Raw genomic sequence first — 20,931 nt, forward strand, 5'->3', positions numbered from 1 at the left:
CGGCGGTAGCAATGAAAATCAGGGAGTTCGGCAGCGCTGACAGGAACGCGTGCCTCGATATTGTCCACGGCAACACCCCGGACTTCTTCGCGCCATCCGAAGTCGGCGAGTTCGCAGCGTTCCTCGACGATCCCGGATGCCCCTACTACGTGCTGGAGGACGCCGGCGAGGTCGTCGCGTGCGGCGGATGGAGCATTCGCGCTGATGGCGCGGCGTCGCTGTGCTGGGGAATGGTGAAACGGACGCAGCACCGGAAAGGTATCGGGTCCTTCCTGTTCCGCGAACGCCTGCGCCTGATACGTGGGGAAGGATCAGCATCGCGTGTCGCGCTCGTAACCAGTCAGCATTCCAAACCGTTCTTCGAACGTCACGGCTTCACGGTGACCGGAATCGAAGTGGATGGTTTCGCACCCGGACTCGATGCGGTGACGATGCGCTTGGAGATCTGATCTCGAGCGGAAGCAAGACACACCGGCCCGAGGCCGACTCGCTTTCCGCCCGAGCTTCTTACCGGGTTTCCCTCTCCACGGGTGGCATGCGCTCGTATCTCAACTGCCGATGCAAGCGTCCCTGTGCCCTGCCAGAACTCGATGGTCTCGGGGACCGCACGAAGACCGGTCCGGTTGGCCAGTGCGAATGGATCGGCCGTGGGTCCGGCAACTACCACCGCTGGGGCGAACAGCAGGACAGACCGGACTATCAGCACTTCGCTCTGGACCGGTTACGTGGCAATACAAGTCGCATCAGGGACCACGGAGTCAGATTTTGACGACGTCGAGGTTCCCGTCGTGGAAGTCGGCGCGTAGCCGCTTCTTGTCGAACTTGCCGACGCTGGTCTTGGGGACCTCCCCGATCACCGCCCAGTTCTCCGGCAGCTGCCACTTGGCGACCTTGTCGGCCAAGAAGTCCCGCACCTGATCGAGGGTGGTGTCGCTGCCCTCCCGCAGCACCACCGCGACCAGCGGACGCTCGTCCCACTTCTCGTCCGGGATACCGATCACCGCGGCCTCCGCGACCGCCGGATGCCCCATCACCGCATTCTCGAGATCCACCGACGAGATCCACTCGCCACCCGACTTGATGATGTCCTTCGTCCGATCCGACAGACTCAGGTAACCGTCCGGGGTGATCGATCCGACGTCACCGGTGCGCAGCCAACCGTCACGGAACTTGTCCGGCGCCTCGACCCCGTAATACGACGACGTGATCCACGGCCCACGCACCTCGAGCTCACCGATACTGACGCCGTCGTGCGGCACCCGGTTACCGTCGTCGTCGATCAACCGCGCCTCCACCGACGCCGGGAACCGGCCCTGCATGTACCGGTAACGCCACCGGTCCTCTCCGGTGGAATCGGCCGGCGGACGCCCCACCGACCCGACCGGGGACGTCTCGGTCATGCCCCACGCGTGCAGGACGGAGACCTGGTGCTCGTTCTCGAACGCGTGCATCAGGGCCGGCGGGACCGCCGCGCCACCGATGAGGACCTCGCGCATCGACGAGATGTCCTGCGGATGCTGCTCGAGATGCAGGTGCAGACCCTGCCAGATCGTCGGCACCGCCGCCGCGAACGTCGGACGCTCGGACGCGATCAACTCCGCCAACGGCGCCGGCTGCAGGAACCGGTCCGGCATGATCAACGACGCACCGATCATGAACGCCGCATACGGCAGACCCCACGACATCGCATGGAACTGCGGCACCACCGCCAACGCCCGATCACCCTGCGCCAGGTTCGGGCCATCGCTCATGCACACCTGCATCGAGTGCAGGTAGATCGAACGATGCGAGTAGACAACACCTTTCGGATCACCCGTGGTGCCCGACGTGTAACACATCGCCGCCGCGGAGCGCTCGTCGAGTTCGGGCCAGTCGAACTCGGTCGGCAGATCCGCGATCAGACCCTCGTAGGTGTGCACCTGCACGCCCTCGGGGGCCTCGAGCCCCGCCGTCGAGTCGCCGGTGACGATCACATGCTCGACGGTCTTCATCTGCGCCAACTGCGGGGCCAGCAGCGGGATCAGCGTGGCATCGACGATGATCACCCGATCCTCGGCGTGGTTGGCCACGTGGATCAGCTGCTCGGGGAACAGGCGGATGTTCAGGGTGTGCAGCACCGCACCCATCGACGGCACCGCCAGATACGCCTCGAGATGCTCGGCGTTGTTCCACATGAACGTCGCAACCCGGTCGTCACCGGCGACACCGAGACCACGCAGCGCGTGTGCCAACTGCGCACACCGGCGACCGACCTCCGCATACGTACGACGCCGCGGACCGGACCCGGTCCAGGTGACCACCTCCGCGTCCGCATGGACGCGACTTCCGTTCTGTAACAGCCGCACAATCGACAGCTGCAAGTCGCTCATAGTGCTGAACATGAATCGTTCCTCGTGGTTGTAGAGAACAAGAGGCGGAGCTTCCCGGGCGCGCGCACTACCCGAGGAAGCCCCGCCGGGAGGGAGGTGGGTCCAGCCCTGCCATCCATCCACGCAACCCATCGAGGGCTACGCAGGTTCGGAGCGACGCTGTTTACGCCGTGAGACCAATTCCTCCGGCGCTGGCCCACTCGGCCGCGGCGAGAGCCTGTTGCGCCTCCCATCGTGATTCGAAATGATGTTCACCCGAACTGATTTCGCAACGGTCGAGACCGGGGATGTCAATCGTTGCGGTCGCGCCGGTCGGCACTGTCACGTCGACTGCGAGGACGCCGTCATGGACTGACCACTCGATCGCAGTCCGGCCGTACGGGGTGTCCAGTTCGGCACGCGCCGAAGTGATTCCGCCACCCGGACGGGGCTGGAAGCGGATCTTCCGATAGGCGGGTCCGGCCGGCGAGAGGCCACCGATGACTCGATGCATCCAGTCGGAGACGGACCCCATGGCGTAGTGGTTGAAGGACACCATCCGGTCTTCGAGGACGCGACCGGTGTCCGGGCGCAACGAGTCCCAGCGCTCCCAGATTGTCGTCGCGCCGCTGACCACGGGGTAGAGCCACGACGGGCATTCGGTCTGCCGAAGCAATCGGTAGGCGTCGTCGATACGGCCCGCTTTACTGAGAGCATCGAGAATGCTGGCGCTGCCGGGGAACCCGGTGCCGATGCGATAACCCTCCGCAGCAACGAGTTCCGCCAGCCGAGTGCCCGCTGCCGACCGTTCGTCCTCGGGGAGCAGGTCGAAGGCCAGCGCCAGCGCGTACGCGGTCTGCGAGTCGCTCGACAGCCGATGGGTGTTTCGGTCGTAGTACCGATCGACGAATGCGTCGCGCACGTCGCGTGCCAGAGTGCCGTACCGGCGAGCATCGTCGGGGCGGTCGAGTCGGACTGCGTACTGAGCGAGGTGCGCGCTGGACCAGGCGAAGTACGCGGTGGCAACCAGGTATTTGTCGGTTCGCCCCGCAGACGGATCGTCCGAGGGTGCCACCGGATCGAGCCAGTCCCCCAGTTGCCAGCCGGATTCCCAGATGTGATCGTCGCCGGCCTGCCGATCCACCAGATCGACCCACTTCCGGGCACTGTCGAACTGCCGTTCCAGGATCTCCCGGTCGCCGAAACGCTCGTAGAGCACCCACGGCGTCAGCACTGCGACGTCACCCCAGACTGCTCCCGGCCGGGGTGGATACGTCCAGAAGCCCTCCGTCGGGACGTACGGCACGTACCAGGGAACAGTGCCGTCCGGCAATTGATCGGCCGCAACGTCACGCAGCCAGGACGACAGGGTGCCGGCACAGTCGTACAAGAAGGACGCAGTGGGCGCGAAGACCTGGATGTCACCGGTCCACCCGAGCCGCTCGTGCCGCTGTGGGCAGTCCGTGGGCACGTCGAGGAAATTCCCCCGCATGCTCCAGATCGCGTTCTCGTGGAGACGATTCAGGAGCGGATCGGAGCATTCGAACCACCCCGTTCGCTGCATGTCCGAGTGGTATACCCGCGCGACTATCTGTCCGTTCGCGACGGAACGTCCGATGTCGTTCGGCCAGCCTGTGATTTCGGCATACCGGAATCCGTGGAAGGTGAACCGTGGCTCCCAGTCCTCGCCGTCGACGTCGCCCCGGAGGATGTAGGTGTCGGTCGCTTTGGCTGTCCTGAGCGAGATCGTGTAGATCTCGCCGTCCTGCATGACCTCGGCGTGCCGGAGGACGATCTCGTGCCCTGCCGGCCCCGTCACCCGTAGGCGCAGGCGCCCGACGAGGTTCTGCCCGAAATCGAGCACCGTCTTTCCGCTCGGGGTGCGAACGACGGCGACCGGCCGCACCTCCTCGGTGCACCGGATCGACGGCCCTTCCGGAGCGACGAGCGTTCGCGCGTCACGCTCGGCGACGACCACCGGCGACCACGATGCGGTATCGGCGCCCGATTCGGACCAGCCGGCGATCTCGCAGCGCGCGTCGTAAGTTTCGCCGTCGTAGTTGCCGCTGTACAGGATCGGACTCGGTGCGGCGGTCCAGTCGGGGCCGGTCGCGACGACCTGTCGACGTCCGTCCGTGTAGGTGATCTCGAGCTGAGCGAGCAGCGACAGGTCCGACCCGAATCGGTCCCAGTCTCCGTAGAGGCCGAGTCCGATCCGGCTGCGGTACCAGCCGTCGCCGAGGTAGGCGCCGATGGCGTTCTGCCCGGCGCGCAGGTGATCGGTCACGTCGTACGTCGAATAGCGGAGCCGCTCGGGGTAGACAGTCCACCCCGGCGCCAGTGCATCGTCTCCCACGCGTCGTCCGTTGATCTCGGCCTCGAACAAGCCGTGCGCCGTGGCGTAGAGCCGGGCCGTCAGGACCTCGCCGTCGACGACGAATTCGTTCCGGACCAACGGCGGCCGGCGATGGTCCTTGTCTGCCGTGTCGGCCCAACTGCCGCCGACGGGCACCGCGACCCAGTCGTCCACATCGACCAGCCCTGCTTCGACGGTTGCCGGCGGGCTCCACGGCGAGGGTTCGTCCTCGTCCCGGGACCACACACGAACACGAACGTGCGCGCTCTCGCGGGAGGCCAGCGCGCGAACAGGCCACGGAACGAGAACCGAATCCTCCGATTCCACTTTCCCGCTGCGGTGAACTCCGTCCCGCGCCCGGACGATCTCGATCTCGTATGCACCTTGGTGCCACCCCGGGGCGGCCTCCGTCTTCCACGACAGACGTGGGCGGGTCTCACCGGTACCCAGGGCCGTTCGATGGTGCTCGAAAGTAGGTGCACTTACCTGCACTGTCATGACTACCTCTTTGTCGTGGCCGGCACCGCCCAGCGCGCTTGTCGGCAACCGCTGTCGGCTTCGGCCCTGGTGATCAGGGGATTACGAGCACCTTGAACTTGGGGGCGTATCCGGAGGAGAGTTGCGCGAAAGCGCCTGGCGCATCGGTCAGTTCCACCTTGTGGTCGATCAGCCAGTCGAACTCCGCGGGCGCGCCGGATACGGCCCGGGCCGCTGTCTCGAAGTCGTCGGCGTTGTAGCACCAGGTACCGACGACGTGCTGTTGGTTGGTGATCAGGGCGTAGTCGGGCAAGCTCGGAGAAGGCGTCGCCATCCCGACCAGGACGACCGTGCCTCCACGGCGGGTCGCGCCGAGCGCCGAACGAATCGTCTCGTTGGTGCCGACGACGTCGAGAACGACATCGACCTTCGGGAGGCCGGCCGCCTCGAGTACCTCCGTGAGCGGCTGACCCGGGCGGGCAGCCAGACCCCGAGCACCGATCCGAGTGGCACCCGCTAGCTTCTCGGGATCGATGTCGACGACGACGACCGACACTGCGCCCTCGTGGATCGCCCCCCAAGCGGTCGCGACGCCGACCATCCCGCTACCGATCACCGCCACCGTGGTTCCCGGAGCGACACCACCGCGTCGGGCGGCATGCAGACCCACCGCGAACGGCTCGGTCAGTGCGCAGACCGGCTCGGCGATCGGCACCGGCACGGCGTTCGCAATCGGCAGCACCAACCGCTCCGCCAGCCCGCCGGGCAGGTCGACGTCGACCCCCATGACCTTCACCTGTTCACACAGGTCCTGGTTGCCCCCGCGGCAGTACTCGCAGTGTGCACATCCGACGACCGGGTTCACCACGACGCTGTCGCCGACAGTGAGGCGGCTGTCTGCCGAGTCCCCGACCGCCGTGATCCGTCCGACGATCTCGTGGCCCATCACAAGACCCGGCTGTCGACGGCCCGTCTCCCCCAGGTAGCCGTGTACGTCCGAACCGCAGATACCCACTGCGATCGGTGCGATCTCGACCTCGTCGATCCCGACGGTGCGAGCCGGCTGTTCGCACACCGATAGCTGTCGAGGGCCTTTGTAGACAAGCGATTTCATTTCGTTCCTAGGTTCCGGGGTTGATGGTGAGTCCGCCGTCGACGACCAGGTCGGCACCGGTGATGTAGCGGGCTTCGGGGCTGGCGAGGAGGGAGATCGCGTCGGCGACGTCCTCGGGTGTGCCGATGCCGAGGGGGATCCGGCTCTCCACGGATTCCCGTCGCCCACGATCGGCGAGATCGTCGCGGTTGATGTCGGTCGCGATGATGCCGGGCTGCACCGTGTTGCAGGTGATTCCGTGGGGGGCGAGGGAGATCGCGATCGACTTCACGAAGGCCGACAGTCCCGCTTTGGTGGGACAGTAGTGTGCCTGGTGGACGCCTCCGGTGAACGCGGAGATGGACGACACCGCAATCACGCGGCCGCCCCGGCCCCGATCCACCATGCGTCGGGTCACCGCCTGAGTGAGCAGGAACGCTCCCTTCAGATTGACGTCGTGGGTCCGGTCCCAGAGTTCGGGAGTGATGTCGAAGAAGTCCGAGAACGGGCAGATACCAGCGTTGTTCACGAGCACGTCCACGACGCCCAACTCGGCGACGGCGGCGTCGAGCCGGGCCACGTCGTCGGAGCGCCCGATGTCCGCCTCGACGACGAACGGTTCACCGCCCGCTCGCCGGACGAGTTCGGCCGTCTCCAGTGCCGCAGCGTGCTCCCCCGGGTGGTTGACGACGACGCGCGCGCCCTGTCGACCGAAGGCGACAGCGGTGGCCCTGCCGATGCCTCGCGCCGCACCGGTGACGAGGACCAGGCGATCGGTGTTGACGGTCATGAGATCACTCCTCCGGGAAAGCGTTCGAAGTTGCGCGGGTCGTAGAGCGGAACGACGATGTGGCCGGCCTCTCGCACACGCCGGTACGCGTCGAGGCTCTCGTAGATGTTCTCGCTGATTCCGATCGGATGGTTCTCGGTGACGTTGTCGGCCAGGAAGTAGCTGTCCGAGATCGCCACCGTCCCGCGGTCGGTGTCGACCTCGACGACGACCGACGCCCGGTGGTGTCCACCGCACCACCAGGTGCGCAGTCCGGGTGCCACGGTGTCCTCGTCGTCGAGGAGACGGACTCGGTTCCATGCGGGGCCGACGAGATAGCTGAGCAGCGCCCCGGGAATCGATGTCTCGCGATCGTCGTGCGGATGGTCGTGCGTGGTGTGGAAGTGGACCCAACCTCGCCGCGAGATGTGGATCGTCGCGTTCGGGAAGGCCATGACGTTACCCACGGTGTAGAGCTGCAACGGCGTGAGCACGATGTCCGTGACGGCCGCCGGATCGACGCCCACGCGTTCGAGTTGGTCGAGGAGGAACTCGCCATCCCGCCGCTGCAGCGCGGCCCGCTCGCCCAGGAATCCGGCCCAGCCACTGTTGAGCTCGGTGAGGTCCTCCGGTGGTCCGGTGTTGACGAGCGCTACCGTCCCGCGTCCCTGCACGAGCGCCACCTGGAACTGGAGGGTGTGCCAGCGATCGAAGTCCCGCATCCAGCGGACCTCCGGCCCCGGCACCTCCCCGACGCCCATCGAGAGCATCGTCACGTCGAAACGGCCTCCTGCCGTGCCGGTCTCCTGCCTGGTCACGACGCGCCTGCCGTCGCGAAGGCGTCGACGATGTTCTGCACCGCACCCGCGCGCAAGGCCGGCATGGCATCGATCGAGCACCACGAGGAGTGTGGCGTCAGAACGGTATTCGGCGTCGAACGCAGCGCGCTGTCGGCACCGAGTGGTTCCTCGGCGAAGACGTCCAGTCCGGCTCCGGCGACGGTGCCGTTGCGCAGCGCGGCCGCCAGTGCGGACTCGTCGATGATCGGGCCGCGGCTGGTGTTGACGATGATCGGCGAGCGTCGCGTCTTGGCCAGTGCATCGGCGTCGATTGCGTGTCGGGTCTCGTCGGTCAGCGGCGCGTGGATGCTGATCAAGTCCGACTCCGCGAGGATCCGTTCGAAGTCCACCAGTTCGAACTCGCACTCCTGCAGGTACGGGTCGTGGACCAGGACACGAGCGCCGCTCGCGGCGTACATCCGGCCGACGCGTTCGCCGATCCGCCCGAACCCGAAGAGGCCGATCGTCGACTTGCTCATCCTCTTGACCGTCGGCGCCGCGCTGGCCGCGTCCCACGTTCCGGCGCGAACGGCGTTGTCGAACTGAGGAATCCGACGCCAGAGAGCCATTCCCAGAGCCACGGCATGGCTGGCGACCTCCTCGACGCAGTAGTCGGGGACGTTCCGAACCACAACATTTCGTACCTGCGCTGCCCCCACGTCGATCATGTCGATACCGATGCCCACCCGGCTCACCAGTCGGCAGGACGGCGCGGCATCGAGCACGGCCGCCGTAATCGGGGCCCACTGAACCAGGAGTGCGTGCGGACCGAAGGACGAGACCTGCTCGAGTACGTCCGCCTCGGACTGGCAGTTCGCGACCTTCACCTCCGCACCGATCTCTCTCGACAGTCGATCGACTTCGTACTCGGGCGTACCTAGGTCCAAATCAGTGATCAACACCCGCATTTTCGAACTCCTCTGATAAGTGGCGGTTCGGCCAGAGTAGGTTCCGCCAGCCGTCGACGCAACCACGATTCGCTGAATTGCATGTCAACCCAGCACTTTTCACCAGGGATGAAAGAACGAGCGGTCTGGTTCACTTTCCAGGAGGGGCTTCCGCTAACGTAACTTCTCAGATATGTTGATGTGGCCGGGGTCACGGACCCCGGATGAACTGGAGGTCTGATTCCTTGAGACGACGCCTGAGTGACGGAATTGTCGAGGACATCCTCGGCCAGATCGGAAGCGGAGAACTCGCAGAGGGATCAGAGCTGCCTGCCGAGGCAGCACTCGCCACTACCTACGGCGTCGGTCGCAGCGTGATGCGCGAGGCGCTGCGGGGTCTCGCCGCGAAGGGCTTCCTCGTGGCGCGGCAAGGAAGCACCACGACGGTCGCTCCCCGAACCAAATGGAACGTGCTCGACCCCGACTTCCTCTCTGCCAACTCGGGCGAAGAGTTCTTCTCCGAATTGCAGGAAGCCCGCGAACTGCTGGAGCCCTTGATGGCCAGACTCGCCGCCGAGCGACGCTCGGACGCGATGATCGCGTCACTCGAACAACTGCACAACGCCATGATCGAGGCCGGCGAGGACCCCGAGCGTCATGCCGAACTGGACGTCAAGTTCCACGAGGCCATCGCCGTGGCCACCGGCAACACGATTCTCGTCTCCGTGCACAACTCCATCAGCAATATGGGGTACCGCACCCGAACGGCATCGGCGGCGGTTCCGGGCGCGGTCGACCGCGCAATCCACTGGCACAGGCAGATCCTCGAGACAGTCGCCGGCGGCGACCCGGACACCGCCGAGGCCGCGATGCGAATGCACCTTCGACAGGTACGCGGCGAGCTCGCCGCAATCTCCAGTTCGCAGCACTCCCCCGACGGGGCCCCGAGCGGCCCCAACCCGAACCACGCGCCGAACCCGATCTCGGCGCCAGCGAAATGAGGTAACCATGAGCGTCTTCGTCCGTCTCGGCCAGATCGGCCGTGAACGGCCCGGCATGATCGACGCTGCCGGAACGATCTACGACCTGTCCCCGCTCACCGACGACATCGACGGCACCTTCCTGGCGGAGGATGGACTGGCACGGGCGGAACAGGCACGGGCCGAGGGCTGGCTGGACGTGTGGACGAACGCCGGCGAGCTCCGCGTCGGTGCCCCGATCGCGCGCCCGACGGCTGTCATCTGCATCGGCCAGAACTATGCCGCGCATGCGGCAGAGTCCGGAGATCAGCCGCCTGCGGTACCGATCATCTTCTTCAAGCACCCCAACACCGTCGTCGGCCCCAACGACGACGTCACCATCCCGCCGACGGCGACGACCGTCGACTGGGAGGTCGAGCTCGGGATCGTGATCGGCAAGCGAGCCAAGAACCTGGCCGACGAGGAAGACGCCCTGTCGCATATCGCCGGATTCGTCGTGAGCCACGACGTGTCCGAACGGCAATGGCAGACAGAGCATTCCGGCGGACAGTGGTCGAAGGGCAAGACCGCCGAAGGGTTCAACCCGGTGGGACCGTGGCTGGTACCGGCCACCGAGGTCGACCCCCAGAGGCTACGACTGTGGTCGAGCGTCAACGGCGAGATGCGCCAGGACTCGAGCACTGCCGACCAGATCTTCACCGTCGCGCACATCGTCTGGCATCTGTCGCAGTACATGGTCCTCGAGCCCGGCGACCTCATCAACTCGGGCACTCCGCAGGGAGTAGCCCTGTCCGGCAGGTACCCCTACCTGCGCGACGGCGACGTCGTCGAGATGGGCATCGACCACCTCGGTCAGCAGCGTCAGTCGTTCGTCGCGGCACACTGAACCGAGCAGATCTCGGAGAGATTTCAGGACTCGGCCCCGTATCCGTCGACCGGACAGGAGTCGACCGTCCGGTCCCGGTCGGAGTGATTGCCATCAGGCCACTCCGGCCGGGCCTCGCATTCGGACCCACCCGCCGCTGTACCGCCGGGCGGTCCTCATCGCCAGCACCAGCCTCAGGAGTTGACCCATGGCTGAATCAGCCACATCGACCGGATTGGTCGGTAAGAAGCACTGGTTTCTCGCAACCATCGCCGGAATGGCATCCTATCTCGACGCCGGCGTCATCGTCTCGGTCGGACTGAGCCTCGCCATCTGGAAGGGCGAGTTCGGCCTGACCGCCGGAACGATCGGAATCATCAGCGCCGCACTGACTCTCAGTATCGCGGTGGGATCACTGGTCGGCGGCCGACTCGCCGACATGTTCGGCCGACGGCTCGTCTTCAACATCGATCTGTTGATCTACGTACTCGGTGTCGTGCTCATCGCGACGTCGGTCAATCAGACGATGATCCTCGCCGGCGTCATTGTCGCGGGACTCGCGGCCGGCGCCGACCTACCGACCTCGATCGCGGTCGTGGCGGGCATGGCTCCGCCGGACGCCCGTGGTCGACTCGTCGCGTTCACACAGGTCATGTGGGGCGCAGGGATCGCAGTCGTCACAGCGCTCGGATTCGCCGTGTCGACGATGGGCATGCTAGGCGTGCGTCTACTCTTCCTGCATCTCATCGTTCTCGGCACGCTGACCTGGGCCGTTCGCGTGTTCAGCCCGATCCTCCACGATCTCGAGGAACAGGCATTGCGGAGTTCGTCGGACGCGGATGCACTGCAGGGGCCCGCGCTGCCACTGCGGGCACTGTTCGGCAACAAGCAGTTCATTGCTGCCATGGGATTGACCGCGGGCTTCTACGTGGCGTGGGGCCTGATGGCCAACACGTGGGGACAGTTCAAAGCGTTCTTCCTCACCACAGTCAGTGGAGCGACCCAGAGTTCGGCGACGGCCTGGCTGTTCATCGCTACCCTGTCCGGCCTGGCCACGGGCTTGGTCTTCGTGCGGATCGCCGACACCCGGTGGCGGAGGCCCCTCTTCTATGTCGGCGCGGTCGGCCAGATTGTCGCGATGATCCTGGGTGCCGTCACCGGCGGCGAAGTCTTCTGGGTAATGATCGTGGTTCTGCTGACCTTCAACCTCATGTATCCCTTTGCAGGCGAAGCGCTCTACAAGGTCTGGACGCAGGAGAGCTTCCCCGCGAACGCGCGTGCCACCGCCCAAGGGTTCACCAACGCGGTCGCCCGCTTCATCTTCGCCGGCTTCGCGGTGGTCACTCCCACGATCATCGCGGACAGTCCGAGCTCCCTGCTGTGGATCCTCGCCGGATGCGCTACCTTCGCAGCACTCATCGGCAGCTACATGATCGGACGCGACGGGAACAGCTCGAGGGTCGTGGAGTCGCGGAACTCGACCGAGTCACAGACGATGATGTCCGCGTAGACGTCGCTGTCTACCGTCAGGCGAGGACCCCGTCGATCCCGGACCCCCACATCACAGCGAGGATATGGGAAGTCGTGATCGTCGGGGGCTCGCCGACGATCGACCGGGAGACGCAGGCACCGATCACCCCGTACAGGCGGGGCGCAACACTCTTCACTTTCGTCGGCGGAACTCGAGGTCACGAAATCGGTGGGTCGACCGGCACGGCCAGTGCCGCCGGAACAGATAGCCGGGCCCCGGTCCGGTATCCGAGACCGATGGGAGATCATTGGATCTGCATCGGCCTGACCCTTTCGAAGGGAATCTGCGAATCCATGGCAGCGTTCATCGACACTGTATTCCTGAACGGAACCGTAGGTGTCGGCAAATCCACCGTCGCCGACATCGTCAGCGAACTGAAAGCCCTTGCCGGACAACCACACGCACTCATCGACCTCGACTATCTCCGAACCTGCTGGCCCGCACCCGAGAACGACCCGTTCAACTTCGCACTCGAGCTCGCGAACCTCACATCCGTGGTCGACAACTACCGTCGAGCCGGAATCGAGCACCTGATCCTCGTCGGAGTCGCCGAGACCGCCGACGCCGTCGAGAAGTATCGCGAGGCGACACACTCCCCCGACCTCCTGATGTGCCGATTGACCGCGCAGCCCGCAATCGTCGCCGAACGACTGCGCAGGCGCCACCGCGACGACCCGGCCGGTCTGGACTGGCATCTCGCCCGCGCCACCGAACTGGCATCGATCCTCGACGCCGCAGAAATCGACGACGTCGTTCTCGACACCACCAGCGCCGGCCCCACCGATGTCGCACGGTCGGTCATGTCCGCCGCTGAATGGTGAGCCGTACCGACAGCACTGATCCCCCGTCACGGCTCTCGAGCCGGCCGCCTTCTCACCTAGCCGGCTTCGCCCGCATGTGCATGCGCTGCCCCTGAGGTCCGAAGAGGCTGAGGATCTCGACCGGTCCCCGGCCGGTGCTGCCGAACCAGTGCGGCACCCGGGTGTCGAACTCCGCCGCTTCTCCAGGACCGAGCACGACGTCGTGATCTCCGAGCACGAGCCGGAGTCGTCCAGAGAGCACGTACAACCATTCGTAGCCGTCGTGGACCACCACGTCGGGTTCGTTCTGACTCGCCGGAACGGTGACCTTGAACGCCTGCAATCCACCACGTTGACGGGTGAGCGGCAAGATTGTCCGCCCACTCACCGTGCGCGGTGCTCGAACGATCCGAGGGTCTGCGATCTGCGGTGCGGCGATGAGTTCGTCGAGTGGGACCTGGAAGGCCAGCGCGATCGGGAGCAGCAGCTCGAGGCTGGGGCGGCGTTGGCCCATCTCCAATCGTGAGAGCGTACTCGTCGAAATCCCCGTATCAGCCGACAGTTCGGCGAGCGTCACCCCCCGTCGGGTGCGAAGGTCTTTGATACGCGGCCCGACTCGCTCCAAGGCCGCCGAGATTTGCGGTGTATCCGACACGGCCTCATCATCGACTCGGTTCCCGGAAACAGCAAGTATCTTTGCCGGCTTCGCACAGGCGCTGACAGTCTCGAGTCATGAAACGAGACAACACCACCGACTATCTTCTCGATGTCGTCATCATCGGCGGTGGCGCCGCCGGCCTGACCGCCGCGCAAGTGCTCGGACGCGCCCGCCGCAACGTCGCGATGATCGACAGCCGCGACCCTCGCAACGGACCCGCCGCACACATGCACGGGTTCCTGTCGCGCGACGGAATGCCGCCCGCCGACCTGGTCGCCACCGGCCGGAAGGAAGCGCTCGACTACGGTGTCGACCTCATCGACGGCCAGGTCACCGAAATCACAAGCCACGGAACCGATCCGGGCTTGACGCTGCAGTTGACCGATGGCCGGCAGTTCGAAGCCCGGGCGGTCTTGGTCAGCACCGGCCTCCGGGACGAACTACCGGACGTCCCCGGACTGTGGGAGCGATGGGGTGTCGACGTCCTGCACTGCCCCTTCTGCCACGGCTACGAGGTTCGCGACGAACCGATCGGTATCCTGGGCGGGGACGTTCGAGAACTGTCCATTCACCAGGCTCTGCTGCTGCCGCAGTGGTCGCGCGATGTGGTCTTCTTCCCCAATGGCATCGTCTTGACTGACGGAGAACGAGCTCGCATCCTTGCCCGCGGCGTCGAGATCGTCGAGGATCCCGTGCGCGGCATCGTCGTCGACGATGATCGCCTGCGCGCGGTCGAGCTCGCCGACGGACAACTCGCCCCGCGGGCGGCGCTCTTCGTAGGACCCGGATTCGTACCCAACGACTCCCTGCTGACCGGGATCGGATGCGATGTCGGACCCAACGGATTCGTCGCCGTCGACGGCACCGGCCGAACCAGTGTGCCGGGCATCTGGGCCGCCGGAAACGTGGCTGACCCGCGGGCACAGGTCATCACCGCCGCGGGTGCCGGATCCGCCGCCGCTATCGCAGTGAACGGCTATCTCCTCGACTGGGACGTCGAGACAGCCCTCGCCCACCGAGACCAGGCCTCGGCAGACGACGTGTTCTCCCCCGCGATGGAACGAGTGGTCAGCGCGATCGTCCTCGACGCGAAGCGTTCCGACCCCCGCTCGCCTCTGTCCTGAGCACCAGCTCTCGCAGGATCACGCACGACACCACGAACACGTTCCGTACGCCGACGAACAGGAATGAGACCATGCCAACCATTGCCGTCACCGACGCAACCTTCCGGAACCAGGTCCTCGACAGTGCCACACCCGTGGTCGTCAACTTCTGGGCTACCTGGTGCGGCCCGTGCCGAATGCTCGCCCCCGTTCTCGAGGAGATCGCCGACGAGCACACCGACGCGTTCACCGTGGTGAAGGTCAACATCGACGAGAACCCGGCCGTCGTCAACGCCTACCAGGTCATGGCCGTTCCGACGACGGTGCTGATCGTCGCCGGCCAGGAGGTCACCCGAGTAACCGGTGCGAAACCGAAGGGCGCCCTGCTCGCCGACCTGCTGACGCCCCTGGCGCGGTAGTTACCGGTACTCCCGAACACCGATTGTCACCGATGTCGATCGGCCCATCCCATCCGCAACAGGAGGAACATCGCAGATGAACAACCACGAGACGACGGCCACCGACGTGCAACTTCCCACGGTGTGCGCGCCGGGCGAGGGCCTGCGCGTTGCTTCGGGCGGGATGGTCTACCGCTTTCTTGCTACCGGCGCCGAAACCAACGACAAGTACTCCCTTTTCGAAGCTACCCTGCGGCCTTGGGAGGGCTCGCCGTTCCACGTGCACAGCCGCGAGGAGGAGGCGTTCTTCGTCCTGGACGGCGAGGTCGCCTTCTACACCGAGAGCGGACGCATCCCGGCCGGGCCGGGGACGTTCATCAACGCCTCGATCGGCGTGATTCGTGGCTTCCGCAACGAAACCGACCGCAATGCGCGGATGCTCATCCTCGTGGCGCCTTCCGGCCTCGAAGGCATGTTCCTGGAGGACGGCACCATCCTCACAGATCCGACGCAGGAAGCCCCTCGAGGCGGCACCGAGTGTCCGGTCATCGCCGGACAGTACGGGATCGAAGTCATGCCCTACGACCTGCCGCCCGTTTAGCGTGCGGGTGCCGTGCGCGTCGTCGGGGCGCGCACGGCACCGGCCGAGCCGACGCGACACATCCGAGCCCTGGGGGTACCGCACTGCGGAACCCCCAGGGCTCGGACTCTTTGCGGGACGGGTCGATTCGTCGACCAGCTTCGTTCGAAGCAGCTGACTCCCTCGGTCACGAGGCTATCCCCGAAACAGCAAAGATCCTTGCCTGATGCCGAGTCCCGGTGCACGCTCTGCGCATGCACAAGCCCGACCGGTCCCGCTGACGCATGCGACCTGCCCCGGCGACAACCCGGGAAACCCGCGTCAGTCGTCCTGCAGCGCCCTACGAGGGCACGCTGGAATCCGCACCGTCCGTCAGACCGAGCTCCGTATCACTACAGCACAACCCCTTTCGGTCGACCGGCGTCGTGGATTGGCCGTGCCGAACGATCGACCGCGCATCTGCCCTTGCCGCTCTTCCCCGCGGCTCAGGTCCTTCAAGCCATGGAGTACTCACCATGTCGACTGTCCCCGACGACCGCCCAGAGGTCGCCGACAGCGGTTCATCCGATCCACCCACGACACCTACTCGAACACTCCGCCCCGGCATGGCATTCGCCATTCTGGGGACGGTGCAAGCCACGCTCATCTTCACCATCTCGCTCGTGTCGGTTCCACTCCCGGCCATCGGGCGCGAATTCGCGCTGACATCTTCACAATTGGTGTTGATTCAAGCGTCGTACGGCCTCCCGTTCAGTGGACTCCTGCTCTTCGGTGGACGTCTCACCGATCGTTTCGGCGGACGCCGACTGCTCGTCATCGGACTGAGCATCTTCGCTCTCGCATCCGGCGTAGCCGGATTCGCCTCGGGATTCGCGATGCTGATCACCGTCCGATTCGTTCAGGGCATCGGGGCGGCGATGATCGCACCGGCCGCCCTCGCCGCGTTGCGGGCGGTCTACCCCGACCCGGCACGATTCGGTAGGGCGATGGCCACCTGGGGCGGAGTGTCCGTGCTGGGTTCGACGATGGGCACTCTGGTTTCCGGCGCACTCACCAACTGGATGTCCTGGCGATGGATGTTCGCAGTACCCGTGCTGGTATCCGCGATCGCCTTGGCCGCAGCCCACCGGATGCCGACCCTCCCAGTCGAAAACTCCCGTACCCGTATCGGACTCGACCCCGTCGGAGCCATCCTGGCGACAACCGGTATATCCGTCGGGAGCTTCGGATTGATCGTCACCGGCGAGTACGGTTGGTCGTCTCCGATCGTGCTGTCTTGCCTCACGATCGGAGCAGGTGCACTCGTCGCCTTCTTCGCAGTAGAGCGTCGGGTCGACAGCCCCTTGCTACCACCCGGATTCGTACGCGACCGGAGCCGACTCGTCGGCCTGGTCGGCGTTCTCCTCGCCGCAGCAGGAACAGCGGTGGTGACCCTGCTGTTGTCGCTCTGTCTGCAACAGGTCCGCGGTTGGTCACCACTCGCGACGACAGGGGCATTCGTTCCCTACGCTGTGGCACTGATCGTCGCGGGCCAAGTGGCCGCGCAACTGGTCCCGAGGCTCGGAGCACTCATGGTGACGATCGTCGGTCTCGCACTCGGCGCAGCCGGGCTGACGCTTCTGGCCGGGATCGGGCCCGACACGACGTTCGCGCTCGGCATTCTCCCTGGTCTGGTGCTGCTCCCCTTCGGCTCGGCGTTCGCCTTCTCCGGCGCAGCGGTACTCGCCACCAGGAACATACCTCCGCACCGAGCCGGACTGGCCGGCGGTGTGATGAACACCAGCATGGAGCTCGGGCCGACTGTCGGGCTAGCCCTCTTCATGGCCATTGCGGCCGCCCGCACCGATCTCGTCGACGGATATGCGTGGGCCTTCGGTGCTGCCGCGACCGCCTTCGCCGCGGCCGCGATCGCGGCGGGAGCCGCGACTCGAACACTGCACCGGCACAACCCTGTTCACACGACTCACACGGAGGTTTGAGAGCATGGAAAACAAGCGCGTCCACACCTTCAAGGACGACGCACTCGGCGATCTGGATGCGTCGGGCGTCGCAGCACGCATCGCCTCAGGCGAGGTAACAGCGCGCGAGGTTGTCGAGGCCTCCGTCGCACGGGCACGCGAGGCAGACGCGACACTGCGCGGCCTAGCCTGCGAGGACTTCGATCGAGCTCTGTCTGCCGGCGACAACGTCCGAACCGGCGCATTCGGCGGAGTCCCCACAGCGATCAAAGACAACACCGCAATGGCTGGGCTCCCGACACAGTTCGGCAGCACGTCGTTTCGGGCCGCTCCTGATTCGGCGAGCGGACAGTTCGTCGGCCAGATGCTGCGCACCGGAATGATTCCCATCGGAAAGACCCGGCTGCCGGAGTTCGCGTTCAACGTCACATGCGAGTACTCACAGGGCGATCCGGTCCGAAACCCGTGGCATACCGATCATTCCGCGGGCGGGTCGTCGGGCGGCGCCGCAGCTCTGGTCGCCTCCGGTGTGGTACCCATCGCCCACGCCACCGATGCAGGCGGATCCATCCGAATCCCCGCTGCTGCCTGTGGTCTCGTTGGGCTCAAAGCGTCCCGTGGACGGCTGGTGGAGGACATCTCCGAGAAGGCCATGCCGCTCAGAATCGCAGTTCAGGGCGTCCTCACCCGGTCGGTCCGCGACACGGCACGCATGATGTTCGAGGCAGAGCGCGACTACCGAAACCCTCGACTCCGCCCCGTGTGCGATGTGGCCGGTTCCAGTCGCACGCGGCTGAGAGTCGGAGTGCTGGCCGCCTCCCCGACCTCGAGCCCGGTCGACGCGGAGACACAGCGCTCGGTCCGGGCCACCGCGGATCTCCTGGAATCGCTCGGACACCACGTCACCGAGGCAACTGTCCCCGTTCGAACCGACTTCATGAGGGACTACCTGCTCTATCTGGGGCTTCTCATGACGTCCATCCGGAGCACCGCAAAACAGATCGTCGGGTCCGCCCTCGACAAGGCCCAGCTCGAGGCCACAACCCGCGGCATCTGCGACGAGTTTCGGCGCACCGTCGTCCGCACACCGATCGTTCTTCATCGACTTCAGCAGGTGCAGAAGCGATTCAGATCGACATTCGATCACTTCGATGTACTACTCTCCCCCGTTGTCGCGCACTCGACGCCAGTTCTCGGCCATCTGTCGCCGGATCAGCCGTTCGATTCGTGGATGGAGCGGCTGACCGCCTTCGATTGTTTCGCGCCGCTGAACAACATCTCGGGCACGCCGGCCATCACCCTTCCGCTCCACCGAACGCGATCAGGTCTGCCACTGGCATCGCACCTGTCCGCGAACATCGGCGACGAACGCACCCTTCTCGAACTGGCCTTCGAAATCGAGGAGGCAGCCCCCTGGGCCCGAATCGACGCCAAGCCACAGCCCGTCCCGTCCCTCGACCCGATCAGGAATATCAATGCGTAGCACGATGAATGACTTGCCCCTGTCGATCGCGCAGTTGCTTCGGCACGGGAGTACCGTCCATGCGGACGCCGAGGTGGTCACCTGGACCGGGTCCGGTCCGCGGCGTCGTACGTATGCGGAGGTCGGTCGCCGGTGTGCGCAGTTGGCACACGCGCTGCGTGGTCTCGGTGTCACCGGTGACGACCGGGTCGCGACGTTCATGTGGAACAACGCCGAACACCTCGAGGCGTATCTGGCGGTGCCGTCGATGGGCGCGGTGCTGCACACCCTGAACATCCGCCTGTTCCCCGAGCAGCTGATCCACGTGGCCAACCACGCCGAGGATCGGGTGATCATCGTCGATGCCACGCTGATCCCGCTGCTGGCCCCGCAGTTGGCGCAGATGAAGACCGTCGAGCATGTGATCGTCACCGGCGACTCGACGGCGGGGCTCGAGGCCCCCGAGGGCGTGCAGGTGCACACCTACGAGGGTCTGATCGCGGATCTGCCGACCGAGTTCGACTGGCCCGAACTCGACGAGCGCTCCGCGGCGGCGATGTGTTACACGTCGGGCACCACGGGTGATCCGAAAGGTGTTGTCTACTCGCATCGTTCGATCTACCTGCACTCGATGCAGGTGTGCATGAGCGATGGCCCGAACCTGGCGCAGGGTGATCGGGCGTTGGCGGTGGTGCCGCAGTTCCATGCGATGTCGTGGGGTCTGCCGTATGCGGCGTTCATGATCGGTGCGTCGTTGATCATGCCGGACCGGTTCCTGCAGCCGGCGCCGTTGGCGGAGTTGATCGCGTCCGAGCGTCCGACGTTCGCGGCGGCGGTGCCGACGATCTGGCAGGGTCTGCACCTGCATCTCGAGCAGCATCCGCAGGACATCTCGTCGATGCGCGAGGTCCTCATCGGTGGCGCGGCGGTCCCGCCGGCCCTGATGCACGCGTTCGAGAACGAGCACCAGGTCTCCGTCCTGCACGCGTGGGGCATGACCGAGACGTCCCCGGTCGGGTCGGTGGGGCGTCCGCCGGCCGATTCCACCGGAGAGGACCGGTGGCGTTACCGGTACATGCAGGGCCGGTTCCCGGCGTCGGTGGAGGCGCGGTTGATCGACGACGACGGTAACCGGGTGCCGCACGACGGCGTCAGTATCGGTGAGCTCGAGGTGCGTGGGCCGTGGATCACGTCGTCGTATTACGGGGTCGAGGCGCCGGACAAGTTCCGTGACGGTTGGCTGCGCACCGGTGACGTCGGATCGATCACCCCGGACGGTTACCTGAGTCTGTCGGATCGGACGAAGGACATCATCAAGTCGGGTGGCGAGTGGATCTCGTCGGTGGATCTCGAGAATGCGGTGATGGGGCATCCGGCGGTCGCGGAGGCCGCGGTGATCGGTATCCCGGACGAGAAGTGGGACGAGCGTCCGCTGGTCGCGGTGGTGCTGCGGGAGGGCAGCGACACCACCCTCGATCAGGTGCGGGACTTCTTGGCCGACAAGGTCGCCAAGTGGCAGCTGCCGGAGAACTGGGCGGTGATCGGGGAGGTCCCCAAGACCAGCGTCGGCAAGTTCGACAAGAAGCGGCTACGCGCCGACTTCCACGACGGGAACCTCGACATCACCCGGATCTGACAACTCACGATCACACGGTGGCCCGGGCAATGCCCGGGCCACCACGAGCGGGCACGATGCCCCACACACCGTGATGGGGCGATGGTCGAGTCCACCTACAACCGCCCCGTCGATGCTCGCAGACCAAGTCCCGGCTGAGGCATTGCACGCGGCGGACCTCGACCGGACCGCGGTGGCGGTGATCAATACGG

At 65.8% G+C, this 20,931-nt stretch carries 18 protein-coding genes; 11 read left to right on the forward strand and 7 right to left on the reverse strand.

Annotated elements, in window-relative coordinates; all coding sequences use genetic code 11:
• Positions 1-11: 11 nt before the first annotated feature.
• Positions 12-449 (forward strand): GNAT family N-acetyltransferase, encoded by a 438-nt coding sequence (locus ACQ5DX_RS12370; protein WP_430332904.1) that lies wholly within the window; start codon positions 12-14, stop codon positions 447-449.
• Positions 450-758: 309 nt separating this feature from the next.
• Here the strand turns inward: ACQ5DX_RS12370 and ACQ5DX_RS12375 are convergent, their stop codons facing one another.
• The 6 genes from ACQ5DX_RS12375 to ACQ5DX_RS12400 form a co-directional block, all read right to left on the reverse strand.
• The gene (locus ACQ5DX_RS12375; protein WP_430332905.1) at positions 759-2,381 is read right to left on the reverse strand and encodes a long-chain fatty acid--CoA ligase; all 1,623 of its coding nucleotides are present in this window, start codon (positions 2,379-2,381) and stop codon (positions 759-761) included.
• A gap of 151 nt (positions 2,382-2,532) precedes the next feature.
• On the reverse strand, positions 2,533-5,202 hold the full coding sequence (locus ACQ5DX_RS12380; protein WP_430332906.1) for a family 78 glycoside hydrolase catalytic domain: 2,670 nt from the start codon (positions 5,200-5,202) through the stop codon (positions 2,533-2,535).
• Between the two features lie 73 nt (positions 5,203-5,275).
• Entirely contained in the window at positions 5,276-6,295 is a 1,020-nt protein-coding gene (locus ACQ5DX_RS12385) for a zinc-dependent alcohol dehydrogenase (protein ID WP_430332907.1), read from the reverse strand.
• 7 nt (positions 6,296-6,302) lie between these two features.
• Positions 6,303-7,064 carry an SDR family NAD(P)-dependent oxidoreductase gene (locus tag ACQ5DX_RS12390; RefSeq protein WP_430332908.1) on the reverse strand — a complete coding sequence of 254 codons (762 nt, stop codon included), beginning with the start codon at positions 7,062-7,064 and terminating at the stop codon, positions 6,303-6,305.
• On the reverse strand, positions 7,061-7,861 hold the full coding sequence (locus ACQ5DX_RS12395; RefSeq protein WP_430332909.1) for a hypothetical protein: 801 nt from the start codon (positions 7,859-7,861) through the stop codon (positions 7,061-7,063). The genes ACQ5DX_RS12390 and ACQ5DX_RS12395 overlap by 4 nt, the downstream gene beginning before the upstream one ends.
• Positions 7,858-8,790, reverse strand: a complete 933-nt coding sequence (locus tag ACQ5DX_RS12400; RefSeq protein WP_430332910.1) for a C-terminal binding protein — start codon at positions 8,788-8,790, stop codon at positions 7,858-7,860. Before ACQ5DX_RS12400 ends, ACQ5DX_RS12395 begins: the two co-directional genes overlap by 4 nt.
• Before the next feature lie 224 nt (positions 8,791-9,014).
• Here ACQ5DX_RS12400 and ACQ5DX_RS12405 point away from each other — a divergent pair, with 224 nt between their 5' ends.
• The 4 genes from ACQ5DX_RS12405 to ACQ5DX_RS12420 all read left to right on the forward strand — a co-directional run bounded on the left by ACQ5DX_RS12405 (position 9,015) and on the right by ACQ5DX_RS12420 (position 12,966).
• Complete coding sequence (locus ACQ5DX_RS12405) at positions 9,015-9,770, forward strand: FadR/GntR family transcriptional regulator (protein ID WP_430332911.1); 756 nt, start codon at positions 9,015-9,017, stop codon at positions 9,768-9,770.
• Positions 9,771-9,777: 7 nt separating this feature from the next.
• Positions 9,778-10,635, forward strand: coding sequence for a fumarylacetoacetate hydrolase family protein (locus tag ACQ5DX_RS12410; RefSeq protein ID WP_430332912.1), 858 nt, complete (start codon positions 9,778-9,780; stop codon positions 10,633-10,635).
• Between the two features lie 187 nt (positions 10,636-10,822).
• The gene (locus tag ACQ5DX_RS12415; RefSeq protein ID WP_430332913.1) at positions 10,823-12,124 is read left to right on the forward strand and encodes an MFS transporter; all 1,302 of its coding nucleotides are present in this window, start codon (positions 10,823-10,825) and stop codon (positions 12,122-12,124) included.
• A 314-nt stretch (positions 12,125-12,438) separates the two neighbouring features.
• Positions 12,439-12,966 carry an AAA family ATPase gene (locus tag ACQ5DX_RS12420; protein WP_430332914.1) on the forward strand — a complete coding sequence of 176 codons (528 nt, stop codon included), beginning with the start codon at positions 12,439-12,441 and terminating at the stop codon, positions 12,964-12,966.
• Between the two features lie 52 nt (positions 12,967-13,018).
• Here ACQ5DX_RS12420 and ACQ5DX_RS12425 read toward each other — a convergent pair whose 3' ends face one another.
• Complete coding sequence (locus ACQ5DX_RS12425) at positions 13,019-13,600, reverse strand: helix-turn-helix domain-containing protein (RefSeq protein ID WP_430332915.1); 582 nt, start codon at positions 13,598-13,600, stop codon at positions 13,019-13,021.
• A gap of 77 nt (positions 13,601-13,677) precedes the next feature.
• On the opposite strand from ACQ5DX_RS12425, the gene ACQ5DX_RS12430 reads away from it, so the two are divergent.
• The 6 genes from ACQ5DX_RS12430 (at position 13,678) to ACQ5DX_RS12455 (ending at position 20,740) form a co-directional block, all read left to right on the forward strand.
• Entirely contained in the window at positions 13,678-14,727 is a 1,050-nt protein-coding gene (locus ACQ5DX_RS12430; protein ID WP_430332916.1) for an NAD(P)/FAD-dependent oxidoreductase, read from the forward strand.
• 71 nt (positions 14,728-14,798) lie between these two features.
• Positions 14,799-15,125: a thioredoxin gene (gene trxA, locus ACQ5DX_RS12435; RefSeq protein WP_430332917.1), complete on the forward strand. Its 327-nt coding sequence runs from the start codon at positions 14,799-14,801 to the stop codon at positions 15,123-15,125.
• 76 nt (positions 15,126-15,201) lie between these two features.
• The gene (locus tag ACQ5DX_RS12440) at positions 15,202-15,705 is read left to right on the forward strand and encodes a cupin domain-containing protein (protein WP_430332918.1); all 504 of its coding nucleotides are present in this window, start codon (positions 15,202-15,204) and stop codon (positions 15,703-15,705) included.
• 584 nt (positions 15,706-16,289) lie between these two features.
• On the forward strand, positions 16,290-17,663 hold the full coding sequence (locus ACQ5DX_RS12445) for an MFS transporter (RefSeq protein WP_430332919.1): 1,374 nt from the start codon (positions 16,290-16,292) through the stop codon (positions 17,661-17,663).
• A 4-nt stretch (positions 17,664-17,667) separates the two neighbouring features.
• On the forward strand, positions 17,668-19,125 hold the full coding sequence (locus ACQ5DX_RS12450; RefSeq protein WP_430332920.1) for an amidase: 1,458 nt from the start codon (positions 17,668-17,670) through the stop codon (positions 19,123-19,125).
• A complete protein-coding gene (locus tag ACQ5DX_RS12455; RefSeq protein ID WP_430332921.1) occupies positions 19,118-20,740 on the forward strand; it encodes a long-chain fatty acid--CoA ligase in 1,623 nt (540 codons plus the stop codon). Before ACQ5DX_RS12450 ends, ACQ5DX_RS12455 begins: the two co-directional genes overlap by 8 nt.
• Positions 20,741-20,931 lie beyond the last annotated feature (191 nt).

This window comes from Rhodococcus sp. ACT016 (assembly GCF_050477185.1).
Taxonomy (GTDB): domain Bacteria; phylum Actinomycetota; class Actinomycetes; order Mycobacteriales; family Mycobacteriaceae; genus Prescottella.